Consider the following 25597-nt stretch of genomic DNA (forward strand, 5'->3'; position numbering starts at 1 on the left):
CTTAGGAGCAGGATAATCTAGCTTAGCGATGATTTCTTTATGTGTTCCAGCATCCAGATAATCCAAGATTATGATGTTCTTGTCTTTAATTCCGAGTAAGTTTGTGATAAAATTTAATTGTTCCATAAGATTCTTTCTAATGATGGTTTGGTCACTTTTCATTATAGGTCTTATGGGACTTTTTTTCTACAGCAAAATAGGCTCCATAAGACCTATGGTGGTTTTACCCACTACAGAAATTATAGAGCCACTTATATCTGGTTTTGAGTTTTTTGTATGTGACCTTTTAAATGAGCATTCCATGAATTCCATCTGAAATGACCGATTTCGTGGACAATGCACCCTTTAAGATAAAAAGAAAAGCCAGTAGACTCGAGTTCCTACTGACTTCTTTGCTAAATTTGTTTGGATTATGCAGCCAAAACTTTGCGTCCTTTACGACGACGAGCTGCCAATACGCGACGACCGTTTTTAGTTGACATACGGTTACGGAATCCGTGTTTGCGCGCACGACGAATTTTACTTGGTTGATAAGTACGTTTCACGATGAATACCTCCTCATAGATTTTGTATTCGTTTAGCCGGCTATAAAGTGATCAGTTACTAAACATACTTTACTATTCTATCTGATTCTGATACTTTTGTCAATAGCTCTAGGCAAATGTTTCCAGCNTTTTCTCATGTAAGCCCTATCTACGATACTGTTTCAAGAAACGAGTCATCTTTTCTTGGATTTGTGCTAATTCATCTATACGAGGGAGGTAAACAATACGAAAATGGTCTGGTTCTTTCCAGTTAAAACCGCGACCATGAACCAAGAGAACCTTCTCTTGCTTCAAGAAATTGAGGACAAACTGTTCATCATCATCGATGCGATACATATTGCGGTCAATTTTAGGGAAAATATAAAGTCCGGCTTTGGGTTTAACAGCAGATAAACCAGGAATATCTTGAATGGCATTGTAAATGAAGTTTCTTTGCTCGTAGATCCGTCCACCAGGAAGGAGCAATTCGTCCACCGACTGGTGCCCACCTAGCGAGGTTTGTACGACTTGCTGGGCCAAAACGTTAGAGCAAAGGCGCATGTTGGACAGCATATTGAGCCCTTCAATATAGCCCTTGACATGTGTCTTAGGTCCTGATAAGACCATCCATCCTATACGGAAGCCAGCGATACGGTGAGATTTTGACAGACCATTCATGCTGACGCAGAAGACATCTGGAGCCAGGCTAGCTACTGAGACATGCTCATGACCGTCCATGACCATACGGTCGTAAATTTCATCCGCAAAGATAATCAAGTCGTTTTGACGGGCAATCTCGATAATCTCTAACAAGAGTTCCTTGGGATAAAGGGCTCCTGTCGGATTATTTGGATTGATGAGAATAATAGCCTTGGTATTTGAAGTGATTTTTGACTTAATATCGTCAATATCTGGGTACCATTCTGCAGCTTCATCACAGATATAGTGAACGGCATTTCCCCCAGCTAGGCTGACCGCGGCTGTCCAGAGAGGATAGTCTGGCATGGGCACCAAGACCTCATCTCCATTGTCCAAAAGCCCCTGCATGGACATGACAATCAGCTCACTGACACCATTTCCAAGGTAAATATCATCAATATCCACATTTGGGAATTTCTTCAGTTGGCAATACTGCATGATAGCCTTACGGGCTGAGAAAATCCCTTTAGAATCAGAGTACCCTTCGCTATCACGCGCATTCATAATCAGATCATGAATGACCTCATCTGGTGCTGTAAAGCCAAATTCTGCTGGATTCCCTGTATTCAGGCGTAAAATCTTTTCTCCATTTGCTCGCATACGCATGGCTTCTTCTAAAACAGGACCACGGATATCATAAGCAACATGCTCTAGCTTGCTGGATTTGTTAAATTCTTTCATCTTTTTTCCTCAATTCGTCAGGATAGTAACATTATACCACTAGAAAGTCGCTGCGACAAGCTTCCATAAACAAGGAAGCAAAAGAAAAAGCACTGACAAAGAGAACCCTCACCAATTCTCTTTTCTTTTATTTCTATATACGCACTAAGTCTATGACCAACAATATGGTTTAAAATATGATTTTTACTTTACTTCTTTAGTGAAAAGGGTTACAATAAAAGTAAGAAAATTTCAGGAGGTTTCATTATGGCACAACGTTACCAAAATGTTATGGTCGCAATTGATGGTTCTAAAGAAGCGGACTTGGCTTTCGTCAAAGGTGTTTACACTGCTCTACGCAATGAATCCAAGCTCACCATTGTCCATGTTATTGACACACGCGCTCTTCAAAGCGTATCTACCTTTGATGCTGAAGTTTACGAAGAACTCCAAGCCGATGCTGAAAGTATGATGAAAGAGTACGAAAAGCGTGCAAAAGATGCTGGTTTAACTGATATCCACATCGTCATCGAGATGGGAAATCCCAAAACTCTCCTCGCTCGGACGATTCCAGACGCAGAAAATGTTGACTTGATTTTAGTTGGTGCTACAGGTCTCAATGCCTTTGAACGCCTCTTAGTCGGTTCTTCATCTGAATACATTCTCCGCCATGCAAAAGTTGATTTGCTGGTCGTGAGAGAAAGTGAAAAAACATTGTAATAGTAAGAAAAGGAGCCTGAGGCTCCTTTTTGTTACTTATTATTTCTATTTCTTTCTTTATGTCGCTCATAAGCCTTAAGCTGACGTTGTAGCTCCTGTTTAATGGCAGGTTCTGGAGCATATTTTTCTTCCCAGTCATCTGGTTTTAAAATTTTGTGTGTAACTGGGTCAAAATGAGCTTTTCCATCAGGGAAAACCTTCCCCATATTCGCTTCATGAACAATATCAAAAATGCGTTCTGGATCCACTCCCATCAAAACAAAACTACCGTATGTAAAATACAGTGTGTCGATCAAAGCATCCACTTGACCGACCTGGTTTTGCTTCGCAGGTGTTTTTTTCGCCACTTTCTCTGCCGCCTTATCAAGTGCCTCATGCATGCTTACAAGGGAGTTTTGAAATTCTTCCTCTGAAGAACTTGCAGCGCGGACAAACTCTACTAATTCTTCAATTTTAAAGTCTGCGCGGTGGGTTGCACCTTCAACATCCCATGCCTGTGGCTCTTCTTGAGTTCGTTCATCCATCATGTGGTGGAAGGTCTTGACTTTATTAAAGTGATAGTCCCGACTGACAAACACTTTTTCTGAAGCCAAAACACCAAAGTGCTCGAGCGCCTTGTGGATGCCATCTTGTTGATTACTTGCCGTAATGTGTTTAGCAACCTCTTTGGCACTGCTACTGCCATTTCCCATAGCGACTGACATACCGACACCTGCTAACATTTCCAGGTCGTTATCTGAATCACCAAAGGCCATGACTTGATTGAGATCAAAGCCATATTCTTTTCCTACTCGGCGAATGCCTTCTAGTTTGGAATTTCCTTGGTTAATGATATCTGCGGCAAAAGGATTGCTTCGAGTTAATTTCAAATCTTCAAAATCAGCTGCTGCCTTCTCAGACTCTTCTGGCGTCATCAGCATCAAAACTTGATAAATGGGTTGATTAATCAAGTTAAGCAAGTCGTCTTCCTTTTGAGGAACTGCCTTGCTGACCATCCGATTAAAAGAGCGACTAACGGTTCTTGTTAGCACAGTCGGAATAAAACGACTAACCAGTTGGGAAAAGGAGCCGAGACCAAATGACATAATTTTCGAACCAACAACGGCATACTCGGTTCCAAGGGCGATTTCTTTACGCTCCTTTTTAGCATAAGCAATCAGTTGACGCAGGCTTGACTTAGCAATCGGACTTGCAAAGAGCACCTTTTCTTTATTAAAAATGTATTGGCCATTGTAGGTCACCGCAAAATCCAAGTCCAAGTCTTCCATCAATTCCTTGACAAAAAACGGCCCTCGTCCTGTCGCTACTCCAACAAGTACCCCTTGCTCTTTGACAATCTTAATCGCGTCCTTAGTGGATTTCAAAACACTCTTGCGATCGTTGACTAGCGTTCCATCGATATCAAAAAAAACAGCCTTGACTTCCATCCTATCCCATTCTCCCCTTTTGTGTTACAATGATTATACCACATTTCAGAAAGAGTGAGTAAATCATGCCTAAGAAAATCCTTGTTTTGCATACAGGTGGGACCATTTCCATGCAAGCAGACGCCACTGGTGCCGTTGTAACTAGCCAGGACAATCCCATGAACCATGTTTCCAATCCACTTGAAGGGATTGAGGTTCATGCCCTAGACTTTTTTAATCTGCCAAGCCCTCATATCAAACCCAAGCATATGCTTGCACTCTATCATAAGATTAAAGAGGAAGCTGATAACTACGATGGAGTTGTCATCACACATGGTACAGATACCTTAGAAGAAACAGCTTACTTCCTTGATACCATGAAAATTCCGCCCATCCCCATCATTCTAACAGGGGCCATGCGTAGTTCAAACGAACTTGGTAGCGATGGTGTTTATAACTATCTGAGCGCTTTGCGAGTTGCCAGTGATGATAAAGCAGCCGACAAGGGTGTGCTGGTCGTCATGAACGACGAGATCCACGCAGCCAAGTATGTTACCAAAACTCATACGACCAACGTCAGCACCTTTCAAACCCCAACACATGGACCACTTGGCCTTATCATGAAGCAAGAAATCCTCTACTTTAAAACGGCTGAACCTCGTGTCCGGTTTGATCTCGAGCATATTCAAGGTCTAGTTCCCATCATCTCAGCCTATGCCGGTATGACAGACGAGCTGATCGATATGTTGGACTTGGAACAGCTGGATGGCTTAGTCATTCAGGCTTTTGGAGCAGGCAATGTTCCCAAAGAAACAGCTCAAAAGTTGGAAAATCTCCTCCAAAAAGGAATCCCAGTTGCCTTGGTCTCACGATGTTTTAACGGTATTGCTGAACCTGTCTACTCCTACCAAGGTGGAGGGGTGCAGTTGCAACGAGCTGGTGTTTTCTTTGTCAAAGAACTCAACGCTCAAAAAGCGCGCCTCAAATTATTAATTGCCCTTAATGCTGGACTAAAAGGGCAAGCCTTAAAAGACTATATGGAAGGCTAATCCTCTTCTCTAGAACGCAAAATCAGGAAATCTTCGCGATTCCCTGATTTTTTCTATTTACGTTTTCGTGTGGAGCGGCGTTCTGTCAAACCATGAGGTAAGAGAACTTCACGTTCTTCCAATTCTTCCTTATGCATAATCTTAGTCAACATACGCATACTGATAGCGCCTAGGTCATAAAGAGGTTGGGCAATAGTAGTCAAGTTTGGACGAGTGAATCGTGCAATCTGAGAGTCATCTGTCGTAATGATTTCAAACTCTTCTGGCACAGACACACCGTGGTCAGCCAAACCATTTAGGACACCTGCTGCCAATTCATCGCCTGTTACAACTGCGGCTGTAGCTTGTGATGAAATCAAGCGTTCTGCCAAGGAATAACCATCATCATAGCTGTATTTTGATTCAAAGACCAATCCCTCGCTATAAGAATGTCCAGCTTTTTTCAAGGCTTCCTTGTAACCAATCAAACGAACCTTGCCATTGATATCATCGACGAGTGGTCCACTCACAAAAGCAATTTTCTCGTTTTCTTTGAGAAGGTAGCTCACGGCATCAATCGTTGCTTGTTTGTAGTCAATATTCACACTTGGAAGTTGGTGTTCTACATCCACAGTACCGGCAAGAACAACCGGTGTCCGTGAACGAGAGAATTCTGAACGAATCTTTTCAGTCAAGTGATAGCCCATAAAGATAATCCCATCGACTTGTTTTGAAAAGAGAGTGTTAACCACTGAAACTTCCTTTTCATCATCCTCATCACTATTTGCTAGGACAATGTTATACTTGTACATTTCAGCAATGTCGTCAATTCCCTTAGCAAGCGTTGAGAAATAACCATTGGTAATGTTAGGAATCACAACTCCGACTGTCGTTGTTTTCTTGCTAGCCAAACCACGTGCTACCGCATTTGGACGATAGTCCAAGCGATCAATCACTTCTAGGACTTTTTTTCGAGTGTTCTCTTTAACATTCTTGTTGCCATTAACGACACGGCTAACCGTTGCCATTGAAACTCCTGCTTCACGGGCAACGTCATAAATCGTTACTGTATCATCTGTGTTCATTCCGTTTCCTTTCTATAATGAAAATTTCGCTTTCACGCATCTACTTACCCCATTTTATCACTTATTGTAAACACTTTCAAGTATTTTTAGGAGAAACTTTGAAAAAATTTCATTCTTCATTCTCATTTTGAAAAGGCGAGTACGATTTCTTGATTTTTGAGATATTTTGCTGTATGATAAGGAAAAATAAAAGGGGGAGGGGAACTCTTATGGCTTTTACAAATACTCAGAGACGTTCTGCTAGTTTTGGTGTTGTGACCAGCCTGCCTGACGATGTCATTGACTCTTTATGGTATATTATCGATCATTTCCTGAAAAATGTCTTTGAATTAGAAGAAGAGCTTGAGTTTCAACTGCTCAACAATAAGGGGACCATCACCTTCCATTTTTCTAGCCAGCACCTTCCGACTAGCATCGATTTTGATTTCAGTCATCCTTTCGATCCGCTTTACCCTCCTAGGGTCCTTATTTTAGACTTGGACGGCAGAGAAACCATCCTCCTTCCAGAAGAAAATGACCTATTTTAAAAACTCTAGCTTCTCAGAGCAAACTGCTGAGGAACTAGAGTTTTCTTTTTCTAATAAATAGAACGACTGACAACCAGACCGTTTGGTTTTGTATACTCTAAGTCAAGGTAATCCTGATAAGTCCCTGGCACAATGAAACCTTGGGGACTCAATATATCAGTCCCAGCTTTTCCTACGATAGAGTCTGCCAGCAAAACACAATTGGTACTGAGAACAAAGTAGGTCTTAAACTTGGATGAGCTGAATTTATAAAGGGTCGCATCCGCTTCCTCTTTCAGTTGGTAGGAGTAGGTATGCTTGACCTCTCCCTCTCTTCTTTTCATCAACTGAGAGCTCGGCTCCCAAGGAATTAACAGGTCTTCTATCTCCGCTAAACGCGCTTGGATAGCAGCTTTCTGTTGATCCGTCAAACTCAGACCATAAGCAAACAAGGTCTTCTGGCTTTCCCTCTTACAGAGCTCGATGTATTTTTCCCGATTGGCTTTAAACAAAACACCGTCTCCAACCATGCCGAATAAACGCTCCGAGTGAGGATCATACGAACCATAGGAAATAACCTTCCCCTGATAACAAATATCCACATGTCCCATGGCGAGGAAGAAAGAGGTTTCAGATGTATGGATAAAAATTTCCAGATCAACTGTCTGGTCGTTTTTTCTTTCTGAATGAACTTCCCCTTCTTGGCTTTCATTATTTGCCAGCCACTCATTTAGTTTTCGCAAGGTGCTGATAGGAATCAGAGCCGTCACAAAGATCGGCAAGGTCATTCGCATTCGTCGTTTTAGCTTGGGATTATTTTCTATCTTTTCAAAAAAGAAACCATCCCGAAGGCTACTAGCCCCTAGCATGAGCAAGTAAAATCCAAGCAAGAGCAATTCAAAATTCGCTGCATCGTGAAAAGGAGAGATGCTATAAAGACCGAATCCTATCATCCATACAGCATCGAAGAGATGATGGAGCCGAGGATGAATGGCATTTTTTCGATAGAGAGACCAGGTCACAAGACTAATGCCACCCGTAAACAGCTGGTAGCTCGCAATGATAAAAACCAGGAGATAGAGGGCAAGGTCTTGCAAGATGATAGAGTCAAACACCAGAGCCGCAACCACCAGCTTGGCCAGAGTTACAAAGATATTTTCCCGACGTTTTTTATCTTGAAACCAGCGAGTCAACAAGTGCCAAACTGCTGACAAGGAAAAGTAGCCCATCAGCAACTGGTACCCCATTCGCGGAATAACTTGTCCAAAACGAATCAAGAGAAGCCCTAAAACAATAGCAAGTAGTCCCTCCCCGATACTCTTCCACTTGCTGTAGGTCTCGGAAAGCTTAGGCATTTCCTTGCTCCAACTGGTCAACCAAGTATCGAATTGGTTGTTTTAAGATTGGATGGATAAAATGGGGAGCTATTTCCACTAACGGTTCAAGAACAAAGAGGCGTTCTGCTAGATAAGGATGAGGCAAGATGAGGTCGTCTGTGTAAATGACCTGGTCCTCCACAAAGAGCAAGTCCAAATCAATCAAACGAGGCCCCCAATGCACTTCTCTCACTCGTCCCATTTCTGACTCAATGACTAATAATGTTTCTAACAAGACTGGTGCTGGTAGCCAGGTTTCTACTTCAATCACCTGATTGGCAAAACTATCCTGTTCCACACCACCCCAAGGTTCCGTCGTCAAGATACTGGACTCTTTGAGAATATGGATACCTCGAGCTCGCAGTTTGTCAATGGCTTGTTCCAAGTTTGCTTGCTTGTCCCCCATATTGCTTCCTAGAGCGATAAAGGCCCGTTGCTTACGACGGTGAATGGTCACCGAGCAGGTATCCAACGGTAAATGAACTGGCGCCCAAGGTTTTTTTAGTTCCAACTCAATCTCTTGGACAAGAGGATAGGTCTCAAAGGTACGTTCAACTAGTTTGTAAGCTACCGTTTCAATCAAGTCCTCAGTGCTTTCCTGAAACCAAGTCGTCCACTGCTGACACAGTTCTCCGTAATGGACAGAAGAAGCTAAATCTAACTCAGTCGCTGCCTTAGTCATATCATAGGATAAGCTTGCGGAAATAACAAACTTCTGCCCCAATTCCTTCTCACTAGGAAAAAGACCATGATAGGCAAAAATTTCCAAATCTTTAATCTGCAGTTGATCCATAACTAGTCCTTTCTAGAAAAATCCGCATGAAGCGGATTCTTTTTATACTCAATGAAAATCAAAGTGCAAACTAGGAAGCTAGCCGCAGGCTGTACTTGAGTACGGCAAGGTGAAGCTGACGTGGTTTGAATTTGATTTTCGAAGAGTATTATAGTCCCATTAGACGATAAGCCTGATCTCTGAGGTCCTTATCTGTTTCAAACAAACCACGCGCTACTGTCGTCAAGGTTGCAGTGCCTGGTTTTCTGACACCACGCATGCTCATACACATATGTTCTGCTTCAATAACAACAAAGGCTCCCTTAGCCCCCAGATAGTCCATCAAGGCATCGGCCACTTCAATATTCAACCGTTCTTGAATCTGTGGTTTTTTAGAATAAACTTCAACCGTACGGGCTAGCTTGGACAAGCCTGCCACACGGCCATCTGGAATGTAGGCAATGTGCGCTCTCCCATAAAAGGGCAAGAAGTGGTGCTCACACATGGTGTGGAAAAAAATATCCTTTTCCACTACCATATTATCGTCGATAATCTCAAAGGATTTTGACAGGTGTTCCTCAGCAGTTTGTCCAAGACCTGAAAAAATCTCTTGGTACATACGGGCTACACGAGCAGGTGTTTCCTGCAAGCCCTCGCGGTTAGCGTCCTCACCAACAGCCTCGATAATCATTTTTACAGCCGTTTCAATCTTTTGTGTATCCATTCTCGTTCTTCCTCTCCATCAGATAGGCTCTCACTTGGCTCAAGAAATACAAGGAACCCGTGACAATCCTAACTGTTTGTTTCTCTTCATTTTTATCTGTCAATTTCTGTTCTAGAAAATCCTGCCAACTTTGGTAATTGAGATTTCTAGACTTTGCTGTCTCTTTCAGCACGTTTTCATCAGTTGCCCGACTATCATCAAAATGTGTCAAGGTAAGCTCGGTATCTGGCATTTCCCCTAGCAAATCCAGCATATCGTCCAAGGCCTTGGTTTTGATGCAGGTAAAGAGGATTTCCTTATGATAATCCGCAAAGCGTTCTTGCAAGGTTGCCAACAAGGCCTTGATAGCATGAGGATTGTGGGCCCCATCCAAAAGCAACAATGGGTCGCTAGACAAGACCTCCAAACGCCCTGGCCATCTGGTTTCTTTCAAAGTTTGAGCAACCAAGGCATTACTTGCCAACTCCCGCCCAGTCTCCTGGCAATAAGTGTCTAGGAGGGCAAGCGCCATCCCTGCATTTTCTATCTGGTGCAAACCAAGCAAACCAGTCTGAAAGCGACCTTGTCTGACAGAACTGGTATAATCAAAGATTTCGCCTGTTACCACACTTTCTTGATGACGAACCTGATAATCTTTCCCATAGGCAAGTCTAGGCGCATTTTTAGCTTCTGCAATGTAGTCAATCACAGCCAAGGCTTCAGGAACAATATGACCTGTCACTAATGGAATACCTTGTTTGATAATACCAGCCTTCTGCTCTGCTATGGCTTCCAAGCTGTCACCAAGTAGGGCCACATGATCCAGTCCAATGGTCGTAATTCCTGTTAAAATTGGCTGGCAGACATTAGTACTATCCAAAAGACCACCCATGCCGACTTCCACGATAGCCACATCTACTTGTTCTGAGGCAAAGTAATCATAGGCAAGGGCTGTGATAATCTCAAACTCAGTCGTTCCTTGTAATGCAACGCTCCTCTCCCCCTCAAGCAAAGACTGATATTCTGCCATGAGGGCCTCCAGCCTCGCTTCTGGAATGGATTCCCCATTGATGCTAATCTGGTCTGTATAATGAATGAGATAGGGCGAGCTGAACACACCAACTCTTAGACCTAGCTTTTCCAGCATCTTTTTCAAAAAAGCAATGGTAGACCCCTTGCCATTGGTCCCTCCAATATGGATGACCTTAAGTTTGAGATGGGGATTGCCTCGTAAAGCTAGGAGTTCTACCATTCGTTCCAAACCGAAATGCGGTTGGTCGGTCCGGTAGTGGGCAATCCATTGATTGTTTTGAATTTCGTTCATCTTACTTATATTGTTTTAAATCTAGATTTTCCGCATCATCTGCCAAACGAATGGCTGACGCAATTTCAACCGCCATCCTATGACTGGCTGCGTCATGCACGCGCACTACTTCCACACCCTGTCTCGCAGCGATACTGGTTACATGAGCCGAAGCTGTGTCCCGATTGCGGAAACCGACTTCCGTCTCAGGATTGACTTCAAAACCATTTTCTTCTAGGATATTGATGACAAATCGCTTACGCGAAACTCCAAGAAAAATTGGATAGCCTTGCTGGTGTAGTTTATCCAGATCACGTAGAAGAAGGAGATTTTCTTTCTTGGTCAGACCAAAGCCAATTCCTGGATCCAACATGATATTTTCTTGTGCAATACCAGCTTGATTCGCTCTCACTAGTGCTCGTTCAAAGAAAGCCTCCATCAAGTCTTCAATTGGCATTTTTTCAAAGTCAGCTAACTCTTCCTCTGTAAAAGCTTGCCCAAAACCAAAATGAGGAAATATGAGCGAACTAGGGTGCTGAGGTCGCGCCATGACTGGATTAAACATGATGACTACTTTCGCACCAACCTTAGCAACCACATCCGCCATTTTCTCATCTCCCATGAGACCCGTAATGTCATTTACCAGATTGGCACCAGCAGCCAAGGCAGCTTCTGCCACCTGACTTTTCCATGTATCGACGGAAATGAGGACATCACTTTCCTCACGAATCGCTTTGATCACTGGAACAACACGCTGGATTTCCTCTTCTATCTCAACATAGCTACTACCCGGGCGAGTCGATTCCCCACCGATATCTAGCATGCTCGCTCCTTCAGCTATCAATTTACGAGCTTGCTGGAGCGCTTGGTCAAGAGCAAAAAATTGACCACCATCTGAAAAAGAATCTGGGGTTACATTGATAATGCCACAAATGGCTGTTTTTACGTGGTTGACTTTATTGGACATAACGGTCACTTCCTTAAGGTTCTCTACCATATTATCCCTCTATTTTACCATAAAAAGAAAAAAGATGGACACGTTAGTATTCATCTTTTCCAAGTAGGTCAATGGTTTAGAATGATAGACCTAGATTTCTACTAATCAATACCAATAAGGCCAACAAACAAAATGCAATACCATTGAGAATCATATGAAGCAAAATGGACATCTCCAAGCGCTCAGTCTTATAGGCTGTCCAAGTCAAAACCGTTGACATTCCTCCATAAATAATCACAGAAGGTAAATTGGTTGGCATATGGAGCAAGGCAAAGACGATTGCACCAACAACAAAACCAAGTTTTTCTTTTCCACGGAAGATCTTTTTTGGAATAATTCCACGACACAAAATTTCTTCACAAATCGGCGCAACCAATACAATCAAGAAGAAGGTAGAAATCAAGGAACTATTCTGAACCAAACCATTCAGCGTTGATTGATTACTCGTCGTTGTTTCATTCATCATGCGAAGCAAAGCTGAGCCCAACAAATTAGTAGCAAAGATTACTAGATAGCTCAATACCAAGCGAGCTAGGTCCTTAGCCTTAAAAAAGGATAGATCAAAGGTAGCAAGCTTTGTTTTCCGCGCACCAATGATGAATACTACCAAAACGACAATAGACAAAGCACCAACTAAGAGTCCTGACTGCAAAAGCGGAAATTGTTTAGAAGTCAACCAAGCGGATAACCCTAAAGGAAATTGTGATAGGACAAAAGCTGCTAAAAGGATGAGGATCCACATCCCTCTGTCCCAAACCTCTCGCCAGATCGTCTTTTCTTTCATGATATACCTCCTTATAGTAAAAGGGGGATAACCCCTTTTCTACTATTATACCATTTATAGCGCCATACTGATATAGTTAAGGATAAACAAGGCATCCAAAATCCAAATCATCACGTGCACATCCTTGGCTTGACCTTTGATAACTTTTGTCAAGGTATATGTCAAGAAACCAACAGCAATCCCTTGTGTGATAGAGTAGCTGAATCCCATAAAGATAGATGTGAAGAAGGCAGGAACCGCTTCAGCCATATCATCCCAAGGGATATTTTTCAAGTTAGAAAGCATCATGATTCCGACGATGATCAAAATTGGAGCTGTTGCAGCTGATGGAACAATTGCCAAAAGTGGACTAAAGAAACTTGAAATTGCAAAACAAACCGCAACCACCAAGGCAGTTAATCCAGTACGTCCACCTGCACCAATACCAGCAGCAGACTCAACATAAGTCGTTACGTTTGAAGTACCTGCGATAGCACCAATTGAAGTACCAATCAAGTCAGAGTAAAGAGCCTTATCCAACTTATCTGATTGGTGATTTTCACCATTTGTCGCTACGATACCGACTTTTTCACCTGTACCAATCAAGGTACCAATTGTGTCAAAAATATCTGTCAACGAGAAGGCCAGAATAGCCATAAGTGTTTCCGGTAGACGAGCAGTGTCTGAGATTAAAGCACCCAATCCTTGTGAGCCAAGTGCTGCACCAAAGATTGTCTTCAAATCTTCAAAGGCTGCACCCACATGGTTATTAGAAAAATCAATGCTTGATATATCAACCAAACCAACAGCGATAGCAAGAACTGTCGTTGTTAGGATAGAAAGAATAATTCCTCCCTTGATACCCTTAATAACAAAGAAAATCGTAATCGCCAAACCTGCAATAGCTACTAAAACAGCTGGATTATTAAAGCTAACCAGACCTGGAACTGCTGAAGAGTTTGCTGTAATGGCTGCTTGGGCCTTATCAGCACCCTCACCAGCAACTGTATAACTTCCTGGATCAATAGAGAATTTCAAAAGACCAGCATTCTTAATCCCTACATAGGCAAGGAAGACACCGATACCTGCTGAAATAGCCGAACGAAGCGCATTGGGAATGGATTCAATAATCATTTTACGAACATTTGTTAAGGTAATGATTAGTGAAATAATTCCACAGATAAAGACCATAGCCAAGGCCTCTTGCCATGAATAACCAAGTCCAAATACGACTGTAAAGGTAAAGAAGGCATTGAGTCCCATACCTGGTGCTTGAGCGTATGGCAGGTTCGCATAGAAGGCCATCATCAGGGTACCAGCTACTGCACCAATAATTGTTGCTAGGAAAACACCTTGAGCAGGCATCCCTGTCTGCGCAAGCATTTGTGGGTTCACAAAGAGAATGTAACTCATTGCAAAGAAAGTTGTTAAACCAGCGAGAACCTCCGTACGAACGTCCGTCCCGTTCTCTTTTAGTTTAAATAGTTTATCCATTATGAATCTCCTTTTGTTTTTTTACGAACAATATTATTATTATACCACTTATCATTCACCTTTTCAATATGTTTATTTGGTTTATTTACCAAATTGGAACAATTTTTGTTTTTTATCTCGAGTCTGCTTTTCTTCTTTCTTTTTGATATAATAGTAGACATCTTATCTGGAAACGACTAGGAAGGTTTATATGACTAAAAAAATTATCGCAGTCGATTTGGACGGAACCCTGCTGAATAGCGAAAGCAAGCTCTCCGATTTTACCAAAGAGACAATCAAAAAAATTTCAGAAAAAGGACACCATGTCATCATCACGACGGGGCGCCCGTATCGCATGGCAAAAGACTTCTACCGCGAACTAGAGCTACATACTCCTATGATTAACTTTAATGGTTCCCTCACCCATCTACCAGGACAGGCTTGGGAGCACGAAAGATGCTTAACCTTGGACAAAAAATATCTCCTAGATATGGTCAAACGTAAAGAGGATATTCAGGCCGACTTTATTGCAGGAGAATACCGTAAGAAATTTTACATTACAGCTCCGAATGAAGAAATTGCGGACCCTAAACTATTTGGCGTAGAGAACTTCCAACCGGAAAATCAATTCAAACCCGAACGAGTAACCAAGAATCCTAACTGCATTCTCTTGCAAACAAGGGTTGAGGACAAATACGCTCTAGCGGACGAGATGAATCGTTTTTATCAGCATCAACTAGCTATCAATACCTGGGGTGGCCCTCTCAACATCCTCGAATGTACACCCAAGGGGGTAAACAAAGCCTTTGCTCTAGAGTACTTGCTCAATGTTATGAATCGTGATAAAAAAGACTTAATCGCCTTTGGTGATGAGCATAACGATACGGAAATGTTAGCATTTGCAGGCAAGGGATATGCTATGAAAAACGCCAATCCTGCTCTCCTTCCATATGCAGACGAACAGCTTCCTCTGACAAACGAAGAAGACGGAGTTGCCCACGCTTTACAAAATTTATTCCTATAAAAAGGAAAGATTGCAGAATAGCAATCTTTCCTTTTTATTTCATTCTATTTTCATGAAGGTCACTCATTTTCAGTATTTTTATATTAAATTTTCTATTGCAATTTTCATATATTTTTTGAAATTATTTATATATTAACATTTTGTAAGCCTATTTTCATTGAAAACTTTTACAATTTTCGAAAAAGTAGTTGATTTTTATATGAAAACGATTTATACTAGGTACGTCTGAGGTTTTTTAGGAAACCTATAAGTCAAACATTTTAAAAGGAGGAATGACAATAATGAGTATCGGAATCATTATTGCGAGCCACGGCGAATTTGCTGCGGGTATTCATCAGTCAGGATCTATGATCTTTGGTGAACAAGAAAAGGTTCAAGTTGTAACCTTTATGCCAAATGAAGGTCCAGATGACCTTTACGCTAAATTCAACAACGCTGTGGCTGCATTTGACGCAGAAGATGAGGTTCTAGTATTGGCTGACCTTTGGAGTGGATCTCCGTTCAACCAAGCTAGCCGCGTGATGGGAGAAAATCCTGAGCGTAAGTTTGCCATCATCACAGGGCTTAACTTGCCGATGTTGATCCAAGCCTACACTGAGCGCCTTATGGACGCTACTGCAGGTGTGGATAAAGTCGCTGCGAATATCATTAAAGAAGCCAAAGATGGCATCAAGGCTCTTCCAGAAGAGCTCAATCCAGTTGAGGAAGGGGCTAGTGCTGCGGCTGCTCCAGTTGCCCAAGCTGCTATTCCAGAAGGAACTGTTATCGGAGACGGTAAATTGAAAATCAATCTTGCGCGTCTTGACACACGTCTTCTTCACGGACAAGTCGCAACTGCTTGGACACCAGATTCAAAAGCAGATCGTATCATCGTTGCTTCAGATAACGTTGCAAACGACGAATTGCGTAAAGAATTGATCAAACAAGCAGCTCCTAACGGAGTAAAAGCCAACGTTGTCCCAATCAAAAAATTGATTGAGGTTGCAAAAGATCCTCGTTTTGGTAACACACATGCTCTTATCTTGTTTGAAACACCTCAAGATGCCCTTCGTGCCATCGAAGGTGGCGTGCCAATCAAGACCCTTAACGTTGGTTCTATGGCCCACTCAACAGGTAAAACAATGATTAACAACGTTTTGTCTATGGACAAAGATGATGTTGCAACATTTGAAAAAATGCGTGACCTCGGTGTTGAATTTGATGTACGTAAAGTACCAAACGACACGAAAAAAGATTTGTTTGACTTGATTAAGAAAGCAAACGTCCAATAATTTTAATCTGTTTTATCATTTTTGAAAACAGGATTAAATACTTTATTAAAACTAAATAGAAAAGGAATAAAACCATGTCAGATATTTCAATCATTTCTGCTATCTTGGTTGTAGTTGTTGCCTTCCTTGCAGGTCTTGAAGGTATCCTCGACCAATTCCAATTCCATCAACCAATCGTCGCATGTACCCTTATCGGACTTGTAACAGGTAACCTCGAAGCAGGTGTTATGCTTGGTGGATCTCTTCAAATGATCGCCCTTGGTTGGGCTAACATCGGAGCTGCCGTAGCTCCTGACGCTGCTCTTGCATCTGTTGCCGCAGCGATCATCTTGATCAAAGGTGGTAACTTTACTACTGAAGGTATCGCCGTCGCAACAGCCACAGCTATCCCTCTTGCCGTAGCTGGACTTTTCTTGACAATGATTGTTCGTACAATCTCAGTTGCCTTGGTTCACTCAGCTGACGCAGCTGCAAAAGAAGGAAATATTGCGGCTGTTGAACGCGCTCACTACTTTGCCCTTGTTCTTCAAGGTCTTCGTATCGCTATCCCTGCAGCCTTCCTTATCGCTATCCCTGCTTCTGCTGTTCAAGACGCTCTTGGCCTAATGCCAGAATGGTTGAATGGTGGTATGGCTGTAGGTGGTGCTATGGTCGTTGCCGTTGGTTACGCTATGGTTATCAACATGATGGCAACTCGTGAAGTATGGCCATTCTTCGCTATCGGTTTTGCTCTTGCAGCAATCTCTCAATTGACTTTGATTGCCCTTGGTGTCATCGGTGTTGCCCTTGCCTTCATCTACCTTAACCTTACAAAACAAGGTGGTAACGGTGGCGGCGGAGCTGCGACTTCTAACGACCCAATCGGTGATATCCTAGAAGACTACTAGAAAGGGGAACAATCATGGCTGAAAAAATTCAATTATCAAAATCAGATCGTCAAAAAGTTTGGTGGCGTTCACAATTCCTTCAAGGTTCTTGGAACTACGAACGTATGCAAAACTTGGGTTGGGCTTACTCTTTGATCCCAGCTATCAAAAAATTGTACACTAAAAAAGAAGACCAAGCGGCTGCTCTTGAGCGTCACCTTGAGTTCTTCAACACTCACCCATACGTCGCTGCTCCAATCATGGGGGTTACTCTTGCACTTGAAGAAGAGCGCGCTAATGGTGTTGAAATCGACGACGCGGCTATCCAAGGGGTTAAAATCGGTATGATGGGACCTCTTGCTGGTATCGGTGACCCAGTATTCTGGTTTACAGTTCGTCCTATCCTTGGAGCCCTTGGTGCATCACTTGCTGCATCTGGTAACATTGTTGGTCCCCTTCTCTTCTTCTTTGGATGGAATGCTATCCGTATGGCCTTCCTATGGTATACACAAGAGTTCGGTTACAAAGCTGGATCTGAAATCACTAAAGACATGTCTGGTGGTATCTTGAAAGATATCACCAAAGGAGCATCTATCCTTGGTATGTTCATCCTTGCCGTTCTTGTACAACGTTGGGTATCTATCAACTTTACTGTTAACCTTCCTGGTAAACAATTGGCTGAAGGTGCCTACATCAACTTCCCAGAAGGGCCTGTAACAGGTGGAGAATTGAAGGGAATTCTTGGTCAGGCTCTTAGTGGTTTGAGTTTGGATAGCGTTCAACCTCAAACACTTCAAGGTCAGTTGAACTCATTGATCCCAGGATTGATGGGACTTCTCCTTACTTTCCTCTGCATGTGGTTGCTTAAGAAAAAGGTATCACCAATCGCAATCATCCTTGCTCTCTTTGCAGTAGGTATTGCAGCTCGTTTCTTCGGTATCATGTAATCCAAGCCATCGAGAATATAGATAAAAAAGAATCAGGTAATAAACCTGATTCTTTTTGTGTATCAATTTTTTCTTCTAGTCAGATAATGCAAGCCTCCAATCACCACTGCTAGGATGGCTACATAGACGACTTGGCTGGTTTCTAGAGGTACAAAAGTTCCTCGCAAGATAAAGGTGTTGGCAAGCACTCCTACAAGGGCGGCAAGGCTCAAAAGTACGAGCAAGACTAGTTTGTATCGATTAAAGGGAATGCTGACCTTGGAAACTAGACACAGACCATTGATCAAAGCAAGGAGGAAGCAAATAAATTTGACCTGACCTTGGACAGTGATAAAGAAGTTTGTCAAGAGTACACTAGCGACTAGAATGCCACCACCAATAGCAGCATTGGTCAAAATATCTCGCATAAAATGTGTGCTGACCTTTTCTTTATTGGACTCAAAAGTTAGGAAGAAAGATGGAATCCCAATCGTAATGGCTGAAATGATTGTAAACTGAATAGGGATAAAGGCAAATTCCAAACCAAATACCACACTCAAAATGGCAAACACGATGGAGAAGAAGGTCTTTGTTAGAAAGAGAGAGGCTACCTTTTGGATGTTATTGATGACCCGGCGTCCTTCCATCAAGATATCATAAAATACTGCAAAGTCATCAGTGAGAAAAACAATATTGGAGACACTTTTAGCTGCGCTAGTAGCCCCCTTCATGGCAAAACTAATATCTGCTTTCTTGAGAGCCAGAACATCATTGACTCCATCACCACTCATGGCAACTGTTTTACCAGCATTTTGCAAAATAGATACCATCTTTTGCTTCTGTTCAGGTGTCACACGTCCAAATATTTCGTGTTCCAAGACCACTCTTTCAAAGTCATCATCGCTCACCTTGGTCATATCAATAGCTCGCGCTTCTTCCTTAAATCCTGCCTTACGAGCCACCCCATATACAGCCACATGATTATCACCGCTGATGATCTTCACTTCAACACCTTGAGATTCGAAATAGTCAAAGGTTTCCTTGGTATTGTCCTTAATCTCATCTGACAAAACGACGTGGCCTAGTAGTTCCATATTAGCTGGACTCGTAATCTGGTCCTTGCTATGAGCGAGTGTTAAGATTCGAAAACCTTGCTGTTTCAGATGCTCATAGTAGGCATCCATCGGCTGGGTAAAGCCCAGAAACTCATAGGCTCCGAAGAAATAGGTCCCACCCTCTTTTACTTGGACAAAGGAATACTTGTTTTTACTTGAAAAGGCACCGACTTCTTGAACTTCCCACTTTTTCTCACAGGTTAAGTAAGTCTTCAGAGCTCGGGAAGTTGCATTTTCATCCTCGAAATAAGCCAGATAAGAAGATAGTTTCTCTGACACATTAGCATCCATTTCTTGGACCTTCATATTCCCCGTCGTGATAGTTCCCGTCTTATCAAAACAAAGAACATCTACACGCGCCAAGGTCTCCACACAGTATAGCTCCTGTACCAGAACCTTCTTTTTAGCCAGCTTCATGGCCGCTACCGCAAGGGATACACTGACCAGGAGAATCAACCCCTCCGGAATCATGCCGACCAGGGCACCAGAACTTCCCAAGACAATCTCAACATAAGTCCGCCCTAGACTAAAACCTCTGACATAAAGCAGAATCGCAACTGGAACCAGCAAGATAGAGACGATTTTTAAAATCTTATCCATGTAATCGCGCAGTTGAGAAGGATATTTTTTGAATTCCTTGCTGGATTTTGCGAGTTTATTGATATAACTATCTGGACCCACAGCCGTCGCCGTGACTAGACACGTGCCGCTAACGACATTGCTTCCGCTCATCAGCTGGTCACCAACAGTTTTAAAGACCGAATCACTCTCACCTGTCAGCAAGGACTCATCCACTTCAATATTCCCTTCAAGGACTTCTGCATCGACAGGCACCTGATCACCCAGATTAAGATGCAGATACTCACCCAGAACGATGTCCTCTGGATCAATCTCAATCGTTTGACCATCTCGATTGACTTTGTACTTACTTTTACCAAGCAAACTTAGCTTTTCCAAGGCATTTTTTGAACGCACTTCTTGGAAAATCCCAATGGCTGTATTAATAGCAATCACACCTAAAAAGAGCATATTTTCAAATCGCAAGGTTGTGGCTACCAGAACTGCCAGAGCCAAGTTCATGGCATTAAAGAAGGTAAAGATATTTGAAACGACGATTTCCTTGGTTGTTTTATAGGGTTTAATGTCGCTGATATTTCGTTGACGATCCTTGATGTCTTGACTGCTTAAATACTTCATTTCTACTCCAATATCCTTTTGTACTACTATAGTAACACATATCTTTTTCTCTGTCACTTAAAGACTCAAAATAAGAAGAACTCCCTTGGCAAGCATCATTTATCCCCACTTTAAGAAGGACTAAAAAAAGAAGCTAGGATTTCCCTAACCTCTTTTCTTTATGCTTTATTCTGCCAAGGCACCCATTGGATCCCATGGTGCTAACACGATTGGTTCTGCTTCATAAGCAGCTCGTTCTTCTACTGTTAATAATTCTTTACGAACAACGATTTGGTATGTGTATTCGTCCATCCAAGCGTCTGAGGCAACAAAGTACCCATCTGTACCAACCTTATCTCCCCAAGAGTTTTCAACCTTCCACTTGGTTGACTTGCCATTTTCGTCCAAGTCCACACCTGTCAAGACCATGGCGTGAGTCATCAAGCTTTCGCTGTAGTCCAAACGTCCAGCCTTGTCTTGAGTGAGTTGAATATCCATACTTGATTCAAAGTCATAAACATCTGTCGCAAGGATTCCAGCTTTGCGGTTGCTAAGCTGGCCGACATCTGAACCAAACCAAACAGTCTCACCTGTTTGCATTTGGGCAATCGCCAATTCTTTCAAGCGCTCCATAGGAACGTTGATGTAGCGAACTGCACGGCTACCAACCACATTTCCCAACATCTCAACTGTGTAAGATTTGCCGTAAGGCTTGTCAGCAGTTGGAGCATTGATAACAGAAACATAGTCTTCTAGAGGAAGATTGACATATTTCTTGTAAAACTCTTGTGGTGTGATACCCTTTTCGCTTTGGTAGTTATCATCCTTATCGCGATAAGCAAAGTCAAATTTACGTGGTGGAAGACCTAGTGACATAGCAAGGAAGTTAAAGATTTCTTGCAAGAGGTCTTCTTTCTTAGCTTGAACAGTCGCTTGGTCTGCACCAGAAGCGAGCAAGTCACGCAAGATTTGAGCATCTTGGCGAAGCAATTTGTTAAGGATGGCATTGAGCTCACGGCTGCTGCTAGATGAAACAGACTCAGGATAAACAGACTTAGGAACGACACCGTATTTCTCAAAGAGGGCCACGACCATATCCCACTGTCCACCGTCTTGTTGTGGAGTTTGGAGTAGGAAGCTAACCTTGCGGCTCGTCAAGTCTTGGTCTGCAGTCGCAATGACTTGTTCCAAGAACCAGTTTGATTTCTCATACTTGTCCCAGAAGAAGGTGTGAGCCTGGGACAACTCAAAGTTCTCCAATTTATACTGAGAGATGAGTTTATGACGGAAGGTGTTAAGGGCCGCAAACATCCAGCAACGACCAGAGGCCTTCTGATTGGTCACCTTGTCCTTGGTCAAATCCAATGAGAAAACAGGTGTGTTGTCAACATGGCTTTGACGACGTTCTAGGGCTGCAAAAATTCCGTTATGGCTAGCAGCATTTTCGATAGCTTGGTATTTTACATTTGCTTCATAGTTGGCAAATAGTTGATCCGTAAATGATTCTTGAATCGCGTTCATAGATTCCTCCTTTTATTCTACTGTCTATTATAACTCTTTTCACAAAGGAAGCAACTGAAAAACTTAAAAAGGCAAGGACATTCTCCTCACCTTTTCTAGCGTAAATCAAATTAAACAATACTCGCAAGGAGAACCTCTAACTCCTCCTTGGTCAGGCGACGCCATTCTCCTCGTTCTAAATTCTCGCCCAAGGCTAAAGTTCCCATAGTCAAACGTTGTAGGTCCACCACTTCCTTGCCACAGTAGGCCACCATACGCTTGACTTGATGGAACTTCCCTTCAGCAATGGTCACACGAACCAGACTTTGATTCTTTACTGAATCTACCGACACAATCTCCAGCTTAGCCGGCTGGCAGGTAAAGTCCTTGAGCGGAATCCCCTTAGCAAATGTCTCCACGTCTTCTTGGCTCATGATGCCCTTGACTTGCGCCAGATAGGTCTTATCCACATGATGCTTAGGTGAAAGAAGAGCATGAGCTAGTTTGCCGTCATTGGTCAAAAGTAGGAGACCATGCGTATCGATATCCAAGCGCCCCACTGGAAAGACTTCCTTGGCGCGAGCATAGTCATCTAACAAGTCTAAAACAGTTNTATGCTTGGGATCTTCAGTCGCCGAAATGACTCCTTGGGGCTTGTTCATCATGTAGTAAACAAACTCCTCGTACTCTAGCACTTGACCATCAAAGTGAATCTCATCTTTTTCTTCATTTATTTGCAGCTTTGCTGATTTTTCTTTTTTACCATTTACCGTCACGCGCCCAGACTTGAGCAAGTTTTTGACCTCTGTCCGGCTTCCCACAGCGCAGGCAACTAAAAATTTATCTAATCTCATAAAACTATTATATCATACTCAAAAGGAGGCTAGCCCAAGTGACCAACCTCCTTTCCTTTTCAGAGTCGGAAAGCTAACTTCCTCTGTCCCAGAAGATAGCTAAGACAATCATGGCACCGAGAACTGCTGGAATAATGGCTGTACCGTTTAAGCTTGGCCCCCAAGCACCAAAGAGTAATTGTCCTAGAAAGGCACCAATCCAACCGAGAAACATCTTCCCAAAGCATCCCATACGTTCTCCACGATTGGTGATAGCTCCAGCTAATAGTCCGATTAAAAGGCCAACAAACATGCTTCCAATCATAGCTTCTCCTTAATTTGCCCAGTCTCCATTACGGAAGAGTGGTACGCGTGTGCCATCCTCACGGATACCATCGATATCCATTAGATTCGAACCAATCATAAAGTCCACGTGAACATCTGAACGGTTAAGTCCTGCAGCTTCAAGCTCTTCTTCGCTCATCTCTGCTCCACCGATGACGCTAGTTGCATATGCTGCACCGATAGCCAAGTGGTTTGAGGCATTTTCATCGAAAAGGGTGTTGAAGAAGGTAATACCTGACTGAGAAATTGGGCTTGGATCTGGCACCAAGGCACATTCACCCAAGGCACGCGCACCCGCATTTTCAAAGACAAGGTCTTTCATGACCTGATCACCCTTCTCAGCAGTGATATCTACTATTTCTCCATTCTTAAAGGTTACTTTAATTCCCTCAATGATATTTCCGTTATAGCTAAGTGGTTTTGTAGAAGTGACATAGCCATCTGCACGACGGAAGTCAGGCGCTGTGAAGACTTCCTCTGTCGGCATATTTGGCAAGAACCCTTCTCCCTGTGCATTGACAGCACCAGCCGATTCCCAAACGTGGTTCTTTGGCAAACCAAGTGTCAAATCTGTCCCTGGTGCTGTATAATGAAGGGCTGAAAATTGCTCCTTATTAAGCATATCTGCCTTGCTCTTGAGGATGGCTGCATGTTCTTCCCAAGCCTTAACGGGATTTGCTTCGTAGACACGGCAAGTTTTGAAGATTTGGTCCCAAAGGAGATCAACTGCTTCTTCATCGCTCGCAGCATTTGGAAAGACTTTCTTAGCCCACTCAAGTCCAGCAGCGGCCGCCACTGTCCAGCTAACCTTGTTGGATTGAGTTGCGATACGCATTGGCTTCATGGCAAGTCCCATCGCTTTAGCAGAAGCTGAAAGCTTGTCAGCGTCCACACCGTTCAAGGCACCTGGATCAGAAGAACGAACCCCAAGACGGCTAGCTTTGTTCTCTAAAAGATAGTTCATCTCAGCAATCTTGTATTCTGGCACATTGTCCAGGCGCTCTATCGGAGCGTGGAGGAATTTCTCACGGTTGATGACATCATCTGTCCACTGAACGATCACCTCATGTGCACCCAAAGCATAAGCTTCTTTGACGATCAAATGCGCCAACTCACGTTGCTCCACATCGATAGAGAGAGCCAAAGTGTGACCAGGTTGCACATTGATTCCGTTCGCAACCAACAATTTCGCATATTTTTCTAGATTTTCTTTAAAATTTGGTAAAACCATGTTGTTTTCTCTTTTCTATTTTTATTTTTCTTTCAAAGCAGAGAATAATCCTGCTAAAGCAATGGCACCTGACAAGAGTGCTGTTGATAGAAGAATTGTCTGATCAGCAAGGTCTAATTGATACTCAAACACCTTCTCAGCAGGCTTATCTTCCGCAAAAATCCTAAGTTTCATCTTGAACTCCTTAAAATAAATCACTATGACTTCCTGTCCTCAGCAAGTTTAAAATCAATTCGTCCTTATCTACTTTGTAAACCAAAAGCCAATCCGGCCGAATATGACACTCACGAACTCCTTGAAAATGCTTAGATGCCGTTAATTGATGATCGCGGTATCTAGCAGGAAGTTCTTTTTCTTGAACTAGAAAATTCAATACTTCTTCTAATAATTCTGCCTTCAACCCACGCTTCATAGCCAACTTAAAATCTTTTTTAAACTGTTTATGGTAACGAATCTTAAGCACGCAAGTCCTCCATCAAGTCTGAGACTGATTCAAAAGACTGACTCATATTACGATTTTGGTCTAAATCTGTTAATACTTGGAGCAATTTCCGATTCTCATCAAGCCTAACATCAAAAGGCAAACCCTGATATTGAATTGCCTGACGAAGGAAAATATTGATAGCTGTTGTCATATCCATTCCTAAATGATTAAAAACCTGTTGGGCCTGCTCCTTAACCTCACTATCCAAACGAATACTCATGCTCGTCTTTGACATATTCTCACCTTCTTTCTATTTATTATTTTAACAAAAAAGAAGGCTTATGTAAATCAATTAGATATACATTAGCTTTCTTAACATTGATTATTAGGATAGTCTAAAAGATTCACAGAGAAAACAAGACAAAGAATAAGAAGTTTATATATTATCCGTGCAAGTCACTAACATTTTCATATTTTATATTTACTTCCGAATTTGAATTTGCAAATTTATAACCCATGAACAAAGCATTAAAATCGCTATAAGTTGATAAAATGATCTGATACTTATCTATAATTCCATGACGTAAAATTTCAATAAAAGATAGTACATTCATAGCATCCATGTCTTGAACTGGATCATCTATCATTAAGAAATTCAAATTATCAGATAGTTTAAACATCGTATTCAATGAAAGAGTAAATGCTAGTGAAACAACCGCTAACTGACCTGTACTTAGTTGATTAATTGCATCATGATCATTATTAGTATCGGATTTAAATCTAATAATTGCTATCTTTCCATTATCACTATTCGTTGTTTTCTTGTGTGTTAAGAAAATCCCCATACCTTGTTGATAATTTTGTAACATTT

26 protein-coding genes and 2 pseudogenes are annotated in these 25597 nt (G+C 42.3%); 7 read left to right on the forward strand and 21 right to left on the reverse strand.

The window, feature by feature from the left end; genetic code table 11:
* The 3 genes and pseudogenes from D8847_RS08695 to D8847_RS08705 all read right to left on the reverse strand — a co-directional run.
* Positions 1 to 126, reverse strand: a pseudogene (locus tag D8847_RS08695) (ISL3 family transposase); the annotation flags it as partial.
* A 284-nt stretch (positions 127 to 410) separates the two neighbouring features.
* Positions 411 to 545: a 50S ribosomal protein L34 gene (rpmH, locus tag D8847_RS08700; protein WP_000831902.1), complete on the reverse strand. Its 135-nt coding sequence runs from the start codon at positions 543 to 545 to the stop codon at positions 411 to 413.
* Between the two features lie 144 nt (positions 546 to 689).
* A complete protein-coding gene (locus D8847_RS08705; protein ID WP_007522424.1) occupies positions 690 to 1904 on the reverse strand; it encodes a pyridoxal phosphate-dependent aminotransferase in 1215 nt (404 codons plus the stop codon).
* Between the two features lie 246 nt (positions 1905 to 2150).
* Here D8847_RS08705 and D8847_RS08710 point away from each other — a divergent pair, with 246 nt between their 5' ends.
* On the forward strand, positions 2151 to 2603 hold the full coding sequence (locus D8847_RS08710) for a universal stress protein (RefSeq protein ID WP_000079164.1): 453 nt from the start codon (positions 2151 to 2153) through the stop codon (positions 2601 to 2603).
* A gap of 32 nt (positions 2604 to 2635) precedes the next feature.
* On the opposite strand, the gene D8847_RS08715 is transcribed toward D8847_RS08710, so the two are convergent.
* Entirely contained in the window at positions 2636 to 4030 is a 1395-nt protein-coding gene (locus tag D8847_RS08715; RefSeq protein ID WP_125841296.1) for a Cof-type HAD-IIB family hydrolase, read from the reverse strand.
* Positions 4031 to 4095: 65 nt separating this feature from the next.
* Between D8847_RS08715 and D8847_RS08720 the strand changes: the two genes are divergently transcribed.
* Positions 4096 to 5058, forward strand: coding sequence for an asparaginase (locus tag D8847_RS08720; protein WP_125841297.1), 963 nt, complete (start codon positions 4096 to 4098; stop codon positions 5056 to 5058).
* 53 nt (positions 5059 to 5111) lie between these two features.
* Here D8847_RS08720 and ccpA read toward each other — a convergent pair whose 3' ends face one another.
* Positions 5112 to 6122 carry a catabolite control protein A gene (ccpA, locus tag D8847_RS08725; RefSeq protein ID WP_125841298.1) on the reverse strand — a complete coding sequence of 337 codons (1011 nt, stop codon included), beginning with the start codon at positions 6120 to 6122 and terminating at the stop codon, positions 5112 to 5114.
* Positions 6123 to 6331: 209 nt separating this feature from the next.
* Here ccpA and D8847_RS08730 point away from each other — a divergent pair, with 209 nt between their 5' ends.
* Complete coding sequence (locus D8847_RS08730) at positions 6332 to 6649, forward strand: DUF960 domain-containing protein (protein ID WP_125841299.1); 318 nt, start codon at positions 6332 to 6334, stop codon at positions 6647 to 6649.
* Between the two features lie 50 nt (positions 6650 to 6699).
* On the opposite strand, the gene D8847_RS08735 is transcribed toward D8847_RS08730, so the two are convergent.
* The 7 genes from D8847_RS08735 to D8847_RS08765 all read right to left on the reverse strand — a co-directional run bounded on the left by D8847_RS08735 (position 6700) and on the right by D8847_RS08765 (position 14036).
* A complete protein-coding gene (locus D8847_RS08735) occupies positions 6700 to 7983 on the reverse strand; it encodes a DUF308 domain-containing protein (protein WP_125841300.1) in 1284 nt (427 codons plus the stop codon).
* Positions 7976 to 8797 carry a 2-amino-4-hydroxy-6-hydroxymethyldihydropteridine diphosphokinase gene (gene folK / locus D8847_RS08740; RefSeq protein WP_125841301.1) on the reverse strand — a complete coding sequence of 274 codons (822 nt, stop codon included), beginning with the start codon at positions 8795 to 8797 and terminating at the stop codon, positions 7976 to 7978. Before folK ends, D8847_RS08735 begins: the two co-directional genes overlap by 8 nt.
* 148 nt (positions 8798 to 8945) lie before the next feature.
* Positions 8946 to 9500 carry a GTP cyclohydrolase I FolE gene (gene folE / locus D8847_RS08745; protein ID WP_000380931.1) on the reverse strand — a complete coding sequence of 185 codons (555 nt, stop codon included), beginning with the start codon at positions 9498 to 9500 and terminating at the stop codon, positions 8946 to 8948.
* Positions 9481 to 10803, reverse strand: a complete 1323-nt coding sequence (locus D8847_RS08750; protein WP_125841302.1) for a bifunctional folylpolyglutamate synthase/dihydrofolate synthase — start codon at positions 10801 to 10803, stop codon at positions 9481 to 9483. The genes folE and D8847_RS08750 overlap by 20 nt, the downstream gene beginning before the upstream one ends.
* Position 10804: 1 nt before the next feature.
* Positions 10805 to 11779 carry a dihydropteroate synthase gene (gene folP, locus D8847_RS08755; RefSeq protein ID WP_185757949.1) on the reverse strand — a complete coding sequence of 325 codons (975 nt, stop codon included), beginning with the start codon at positions 11777 to 11779 and terminating at the stop codon, positions 10805 to 10807.
* 76 nt (positions 11780 to 11855) lie between these two features.
* Positions 11856 to 12563 (reverse strand): CPBP family intramembrane glutamic endopeptidase, encoded by a 708-nt coding sequence (locus tag D8847_RS08760; protein ID WP_125841303.1) that lies wholly within the window; start codon positions 12561 to 12563, stop codon positions 11856 to 11858.
* A 54-nt stretch (positions 12564 to 12617) separates the two neighbouring features.
* Positions 12618 to 14036 (reverse strand): NCS2 family permease, encoded by a 1419-nt coding sequence (locus tag D8847_RS08765; protein ID WP_125841304.1) that lies wholly within the window; start codon positions 14034 to 14036, stop codon positions 12618 to 12620.
* A 190-nt stretch (positions 14037 to 14226) separates the two neighbouring features.
* Here D8847_RS08765 and D8847_RS08770 point away from each other — a divergent pair, with 190 nt between their 5' ends.
* From D8847_RS08770 to D8847_RS08785, 4 genes are all read left to right on the forward strand, one after another.
* Positions 14227 to 15039, forward strand: a complete 813-nt coding sequence (locus D8847_RS08770) for a Cof-type HAD-IIB family hydrolase (RefSeq protein ID WP_125841305.1) — start codon at positions 14227 to 14229, stop codon at positions 15037 to 15039.
* Positions 15040 to 15320: 281 nt separating this feature from the next.
* Positions 15321 to 16310: a PTS sugar transporter subunit IIB gene (locus tag D8847_RS08775; protein WP_000021989.1), complete on the forward strand. Its 990-nt coding sequence runs from the start codon at positions 15321 to 15323 to the stop codon at positions 16308 to 16310.
* 74 nt (positions 16311 to 16384) lie between these two features.
* Positions 16385 to 17197 (forward strand): PTS mannose/fructose/sorbose transporter subunit IIC, encoded by an 813-nt coding sequence (locus D8847_RS08780; RefSeq protein ID WP_001280326.1) that lies wholly within the window; start codon positions 16385 to 16387, stop codon positions 17195 to 17197.
* Positions 17198 to 17211: 14 nt separating this feature from the next.
* Entirely contained in the window at positions 17212 to 18123 is a 912-nt protein-coding gene (locus D8847_RS08785) for a PTS system mannose/fructose/sorbose family transporter subunit IID (protein WP_000818319.1), read from the forward strand.
* Between the two features lie 62 nt (positions 18124 to 18185).
* Here D8847_RS08785 and D8847_RS08790 read toward each other — a convergent pair whose 3' ends face one another.
* The 9 genes and pseudogenes from D8847_RS08790 to D8847_RS08830 form a co-directional block, all read right to left on the reverse strand.
* A complete protein-coding gene (locus tag D8847_RS08790; RefSeq protein ID WP_125841306.1) occupies positions 18186 to 20414 on the reverse strand; it encodes an HAD-IC family P-type ATPase in 2229 nt (742 codons plus the stop codon).
* Between the two features lie 165 nt (positions 20415 to 20579).
* Positions 20580 to 21914 (reverse strand): aminopeptidase C, encoded by a 1335-nt coding sequence (gene pepC / locus D8847_RS08795; protein ID WP_125841307.1) that lies wholly within the window; start codon positions 21912 to 21914, stop codon positions 20580 to 20582.
* Between the two features lie 110 nt (positions 21915 to 22024).
* On the reverse strand, positions 22025 to 22747 hold the full coding sequence (locus D8847_RS08800) for a pseudouridine synthase (protein ID WP_125841308.1): 723 nt from the start codon (positions 22745 to 22747) through the stop codon (positions 22025 to 22027).
* Between the two features lie 73 nt (positions 22748 to 22820).
* Positions 22821 to 23051: a GlsB/YeaQ/YmgE family stress response membrane protein gene (locus D8847_RS08805; protein WP_125841309.1), complete on the reverse strand. Its 231-nt coding sequence runs from the start codon at positions 23049 to 23051 to the stop codon at positions 22821 to 22823.
* A 9-nt stretch (positions 23052 to 23060) separates the two neighbouring features.
* On the reverse strand, positions 23061 to 24302 hold the full coding sequence (locus D8847_RS08810; protein WP_125841310.1) for an aminopeptidase: 1242 nt from the start codon (positions 24300 to 24302) through the stop codon (positions 23061 to 23063).
* 21 nt (positions 24303 to 24323) lie between these two features.
* Positions 24324 to 24476 (reverse strand): hypothetical protein, encoded by a 153-nt coding sequence (locus D8847_RS08815; RefSeq protein WP_000776623.1) that lies wholly within the window; start codon positions 24474 to 24476, stop codon positions 24324 to 24326.
* Between the two features lie 10 nt (positions 24477 to 24486).
* The gene (locus D8847_RS08820; RefSeq protein ID WP_125841311.1) at positions 24487 to 24765 is read right to left on the reverse strand and encodes a type II toxin-antitoxin system YafQ family toxin; all 279 of its coding nucleotides are present in this window, start codon (positions 24763 to 24765) and stop codon (positions 24487 to 24489) included.
* Positions 24758 to 25021 (reverse strand): type II toxin-antitoxin system RelB/DinJ family antitoxin, encoded by a 264-nt coding sequence (locus D8847_RS08825; RefSeq protein ID WP_000047858.1) that lies wholly within the window; start codon positions 25019 to 25021, stop codon positions 24758 to 24760. Before D8847_RS08825 ends, D8847_RS08820 begins: the two co-directional genes overlap by 8 nt.
* 148 nt (positions 25022 to 25169) lie before the next feature.
* Positions 25170 to 25597: pseudogene (locus tag D8847_RS08830) on the reverse strand (SMC family ATPase); the annotation flags it as partial.

Origin of the sequence: Streptococcus mitis (assembly GCF_003942795.1) — a bacterium.
GTDB lineage: Bacteria > Bacillota > Bacilli > Lactobacillales > Streptococcaceae > Streptococcus > Streptococcus mitis_BJ.

Excerpts from the sequence above, each read along its gene's own strand:
- D8847_RS08750 (WP_125841302.1), bottom strand. The coding sequence starts at position 10,803 with ATGAACGAAATTCAAAACAATCAATGGATTGCCCACTACCGGACCGAC.
- D8847_RS08775 (WP_000021989.1), top strand. The coding sequence starts at position 15,321 with ATGAGTATCGGAATCATTATTGCGAGCCACGGCGAATTTGCTGCGGGT.
- folP (WP_185757949.1), bottom strand. The coding sequence starts at position 11,779 with ATGGTAGAGAACCTTAAGGAAGTGACCGTTATGTCCAATAAAGTCAAC.
- D8847_RS08810 (WP_125841310.1), bottom strand. The coding sequence starts at position 24,302 with ATGGTTTTACCAAATTTTAAAGAAAATCTAGAAAAATATGCGAAATTG.
- D8847_RS08705 (WP_007522424.1), bottom strand. The coding sequence starts at position 1,904 with ATGAAAGAATTTAACAAATCCAGCAAGCTAGAGCATGTTGCTTATGAT.
- D8847_RS08825 (WP_000047858.1), bottom strand. The coding sequence starts at position 25,021 with ATGTCAAAGACGAGCATGAGTATTCGTTTGGATAGTGAGGTTAAGGAG.
- folK (WP_125841301.1), bottom strand. The coding sequence starts at position 8,797 with ATGGATCAACTGCAGATTAAAGATTTGGAAATTTTTGCCTATCATGGT.
- D8847_RS08785 (WP_000818319.1), top strand. The coding sequence starts at position 17,212 with ATGGCTGAAAAAATTCAATTATCAAAATCAGATCGTCAAAAAGTTTGG.
- folE (WP_000380931.1), bottom strand. The coding sequence starts at position 9,500 with ATGGATACACAAAAGATTGAAACGGCTGTAAAAATGATTATCGAGGCT.
- pepC (WP_125841307.1), bottom strand. The coding sequence starts at position 21,914 with ATGAACGCGATTCAAGAATCATTTACGGATCAACTATTTGCCAACTAT.
- D8847_RS08735 (WP_125841300.1), bottom strand. The coding sequence starts at position 7,983 with ATGCCTAAGCTTTCCGAGACCTACAGCAAGTGGAAGAGTATCGGGGAG.
- D8847_RS08815 (WP_000776623.1), bottom strand. The coding sequence starts at position 24,476 with ATGAAACTTAGGATTTTTGCGGAAGATAAGCCTGCTGAGAAGGTGTTT.
- ccpA (WP_125841298.1), bottom strand. The coding sequence starts at position 6,122 with ATGAACACAGATGATACAGTAACGATTTATGACGTTGCCCGTGAAGCA.
- D8847_RS08770 (WP_125841305.1), top strand. The coding sequence starts at position 14,227 with ATGACTAAAAAAATTATCGCAGTCGATTTGGACGGAACCCTGCTGAAT.
- D8847_RS08715 (WP_125841296.1), bottom strand. The coding sequence starts at position 4,030 with ATGGAAGTCAAGGCTGTTTTTTTTGATATCGATGGAACGCTAGTCAAC.
- D8847_RS08765 (WP_125841304.1), bottom strand. The coding sequence starts at position 14,036 with ATGGATAAACTATTTAAACTAAAAGAGAACGGGACGGACGTTCGTACG.
- D8847_RS08720 (WP_125841297.1), top strand. The coding sequence starts at position 4,096 with ATGCCTAAGAAAATCCTTGTTTTGCATACAGGTGGGACCATTTCCATG.
- D8847_RS08805 (WP_125841309.1), bottom strand. The coding sequence starts at position 23,051 with ATGATTGGAAGCATGTTTGTTGGCCTTTTAATCGGACTATTAGCTGGA.
- D8847_RS08730 (WP_125841299.1), top strand. The coding sequence starts at position 6,332 with ATGGCTTTTACAAATACTCAGAGACGTTCTGCTAGTTTTGGTGTTGTG.
- D8847_RS08790 (WP_125841306.1), bottom strand. The coding sequence starts at position 20,414 with ATGAAGTATTTAAGCAGTCAAGACATCAAGGATCGTCAACGAAATATC.
- D8847_RS08780 (WP_001280326.1), top strand. The coding sequence starts at position 16,385 with ATGTCAGATATTTCAATCATTTCTGCTATCTTGGTTGTAGTTGTTGCC.
- D8847_RS08760 (WP_125841303.1), bottom strand. The coding sequence starts at position 12,563 with ATGAAAGAAAAGACGATCTGGCGAGAGGTTTGGGACAGAGGGATGTGG.
- D8847_RS08710 (WP_000079164.1), top strand. The coding sequence starts at position 2,151 with ATGGCACAACGTTACCAAAATGTTATGGTCGCAATTGATGGTTCTAAA.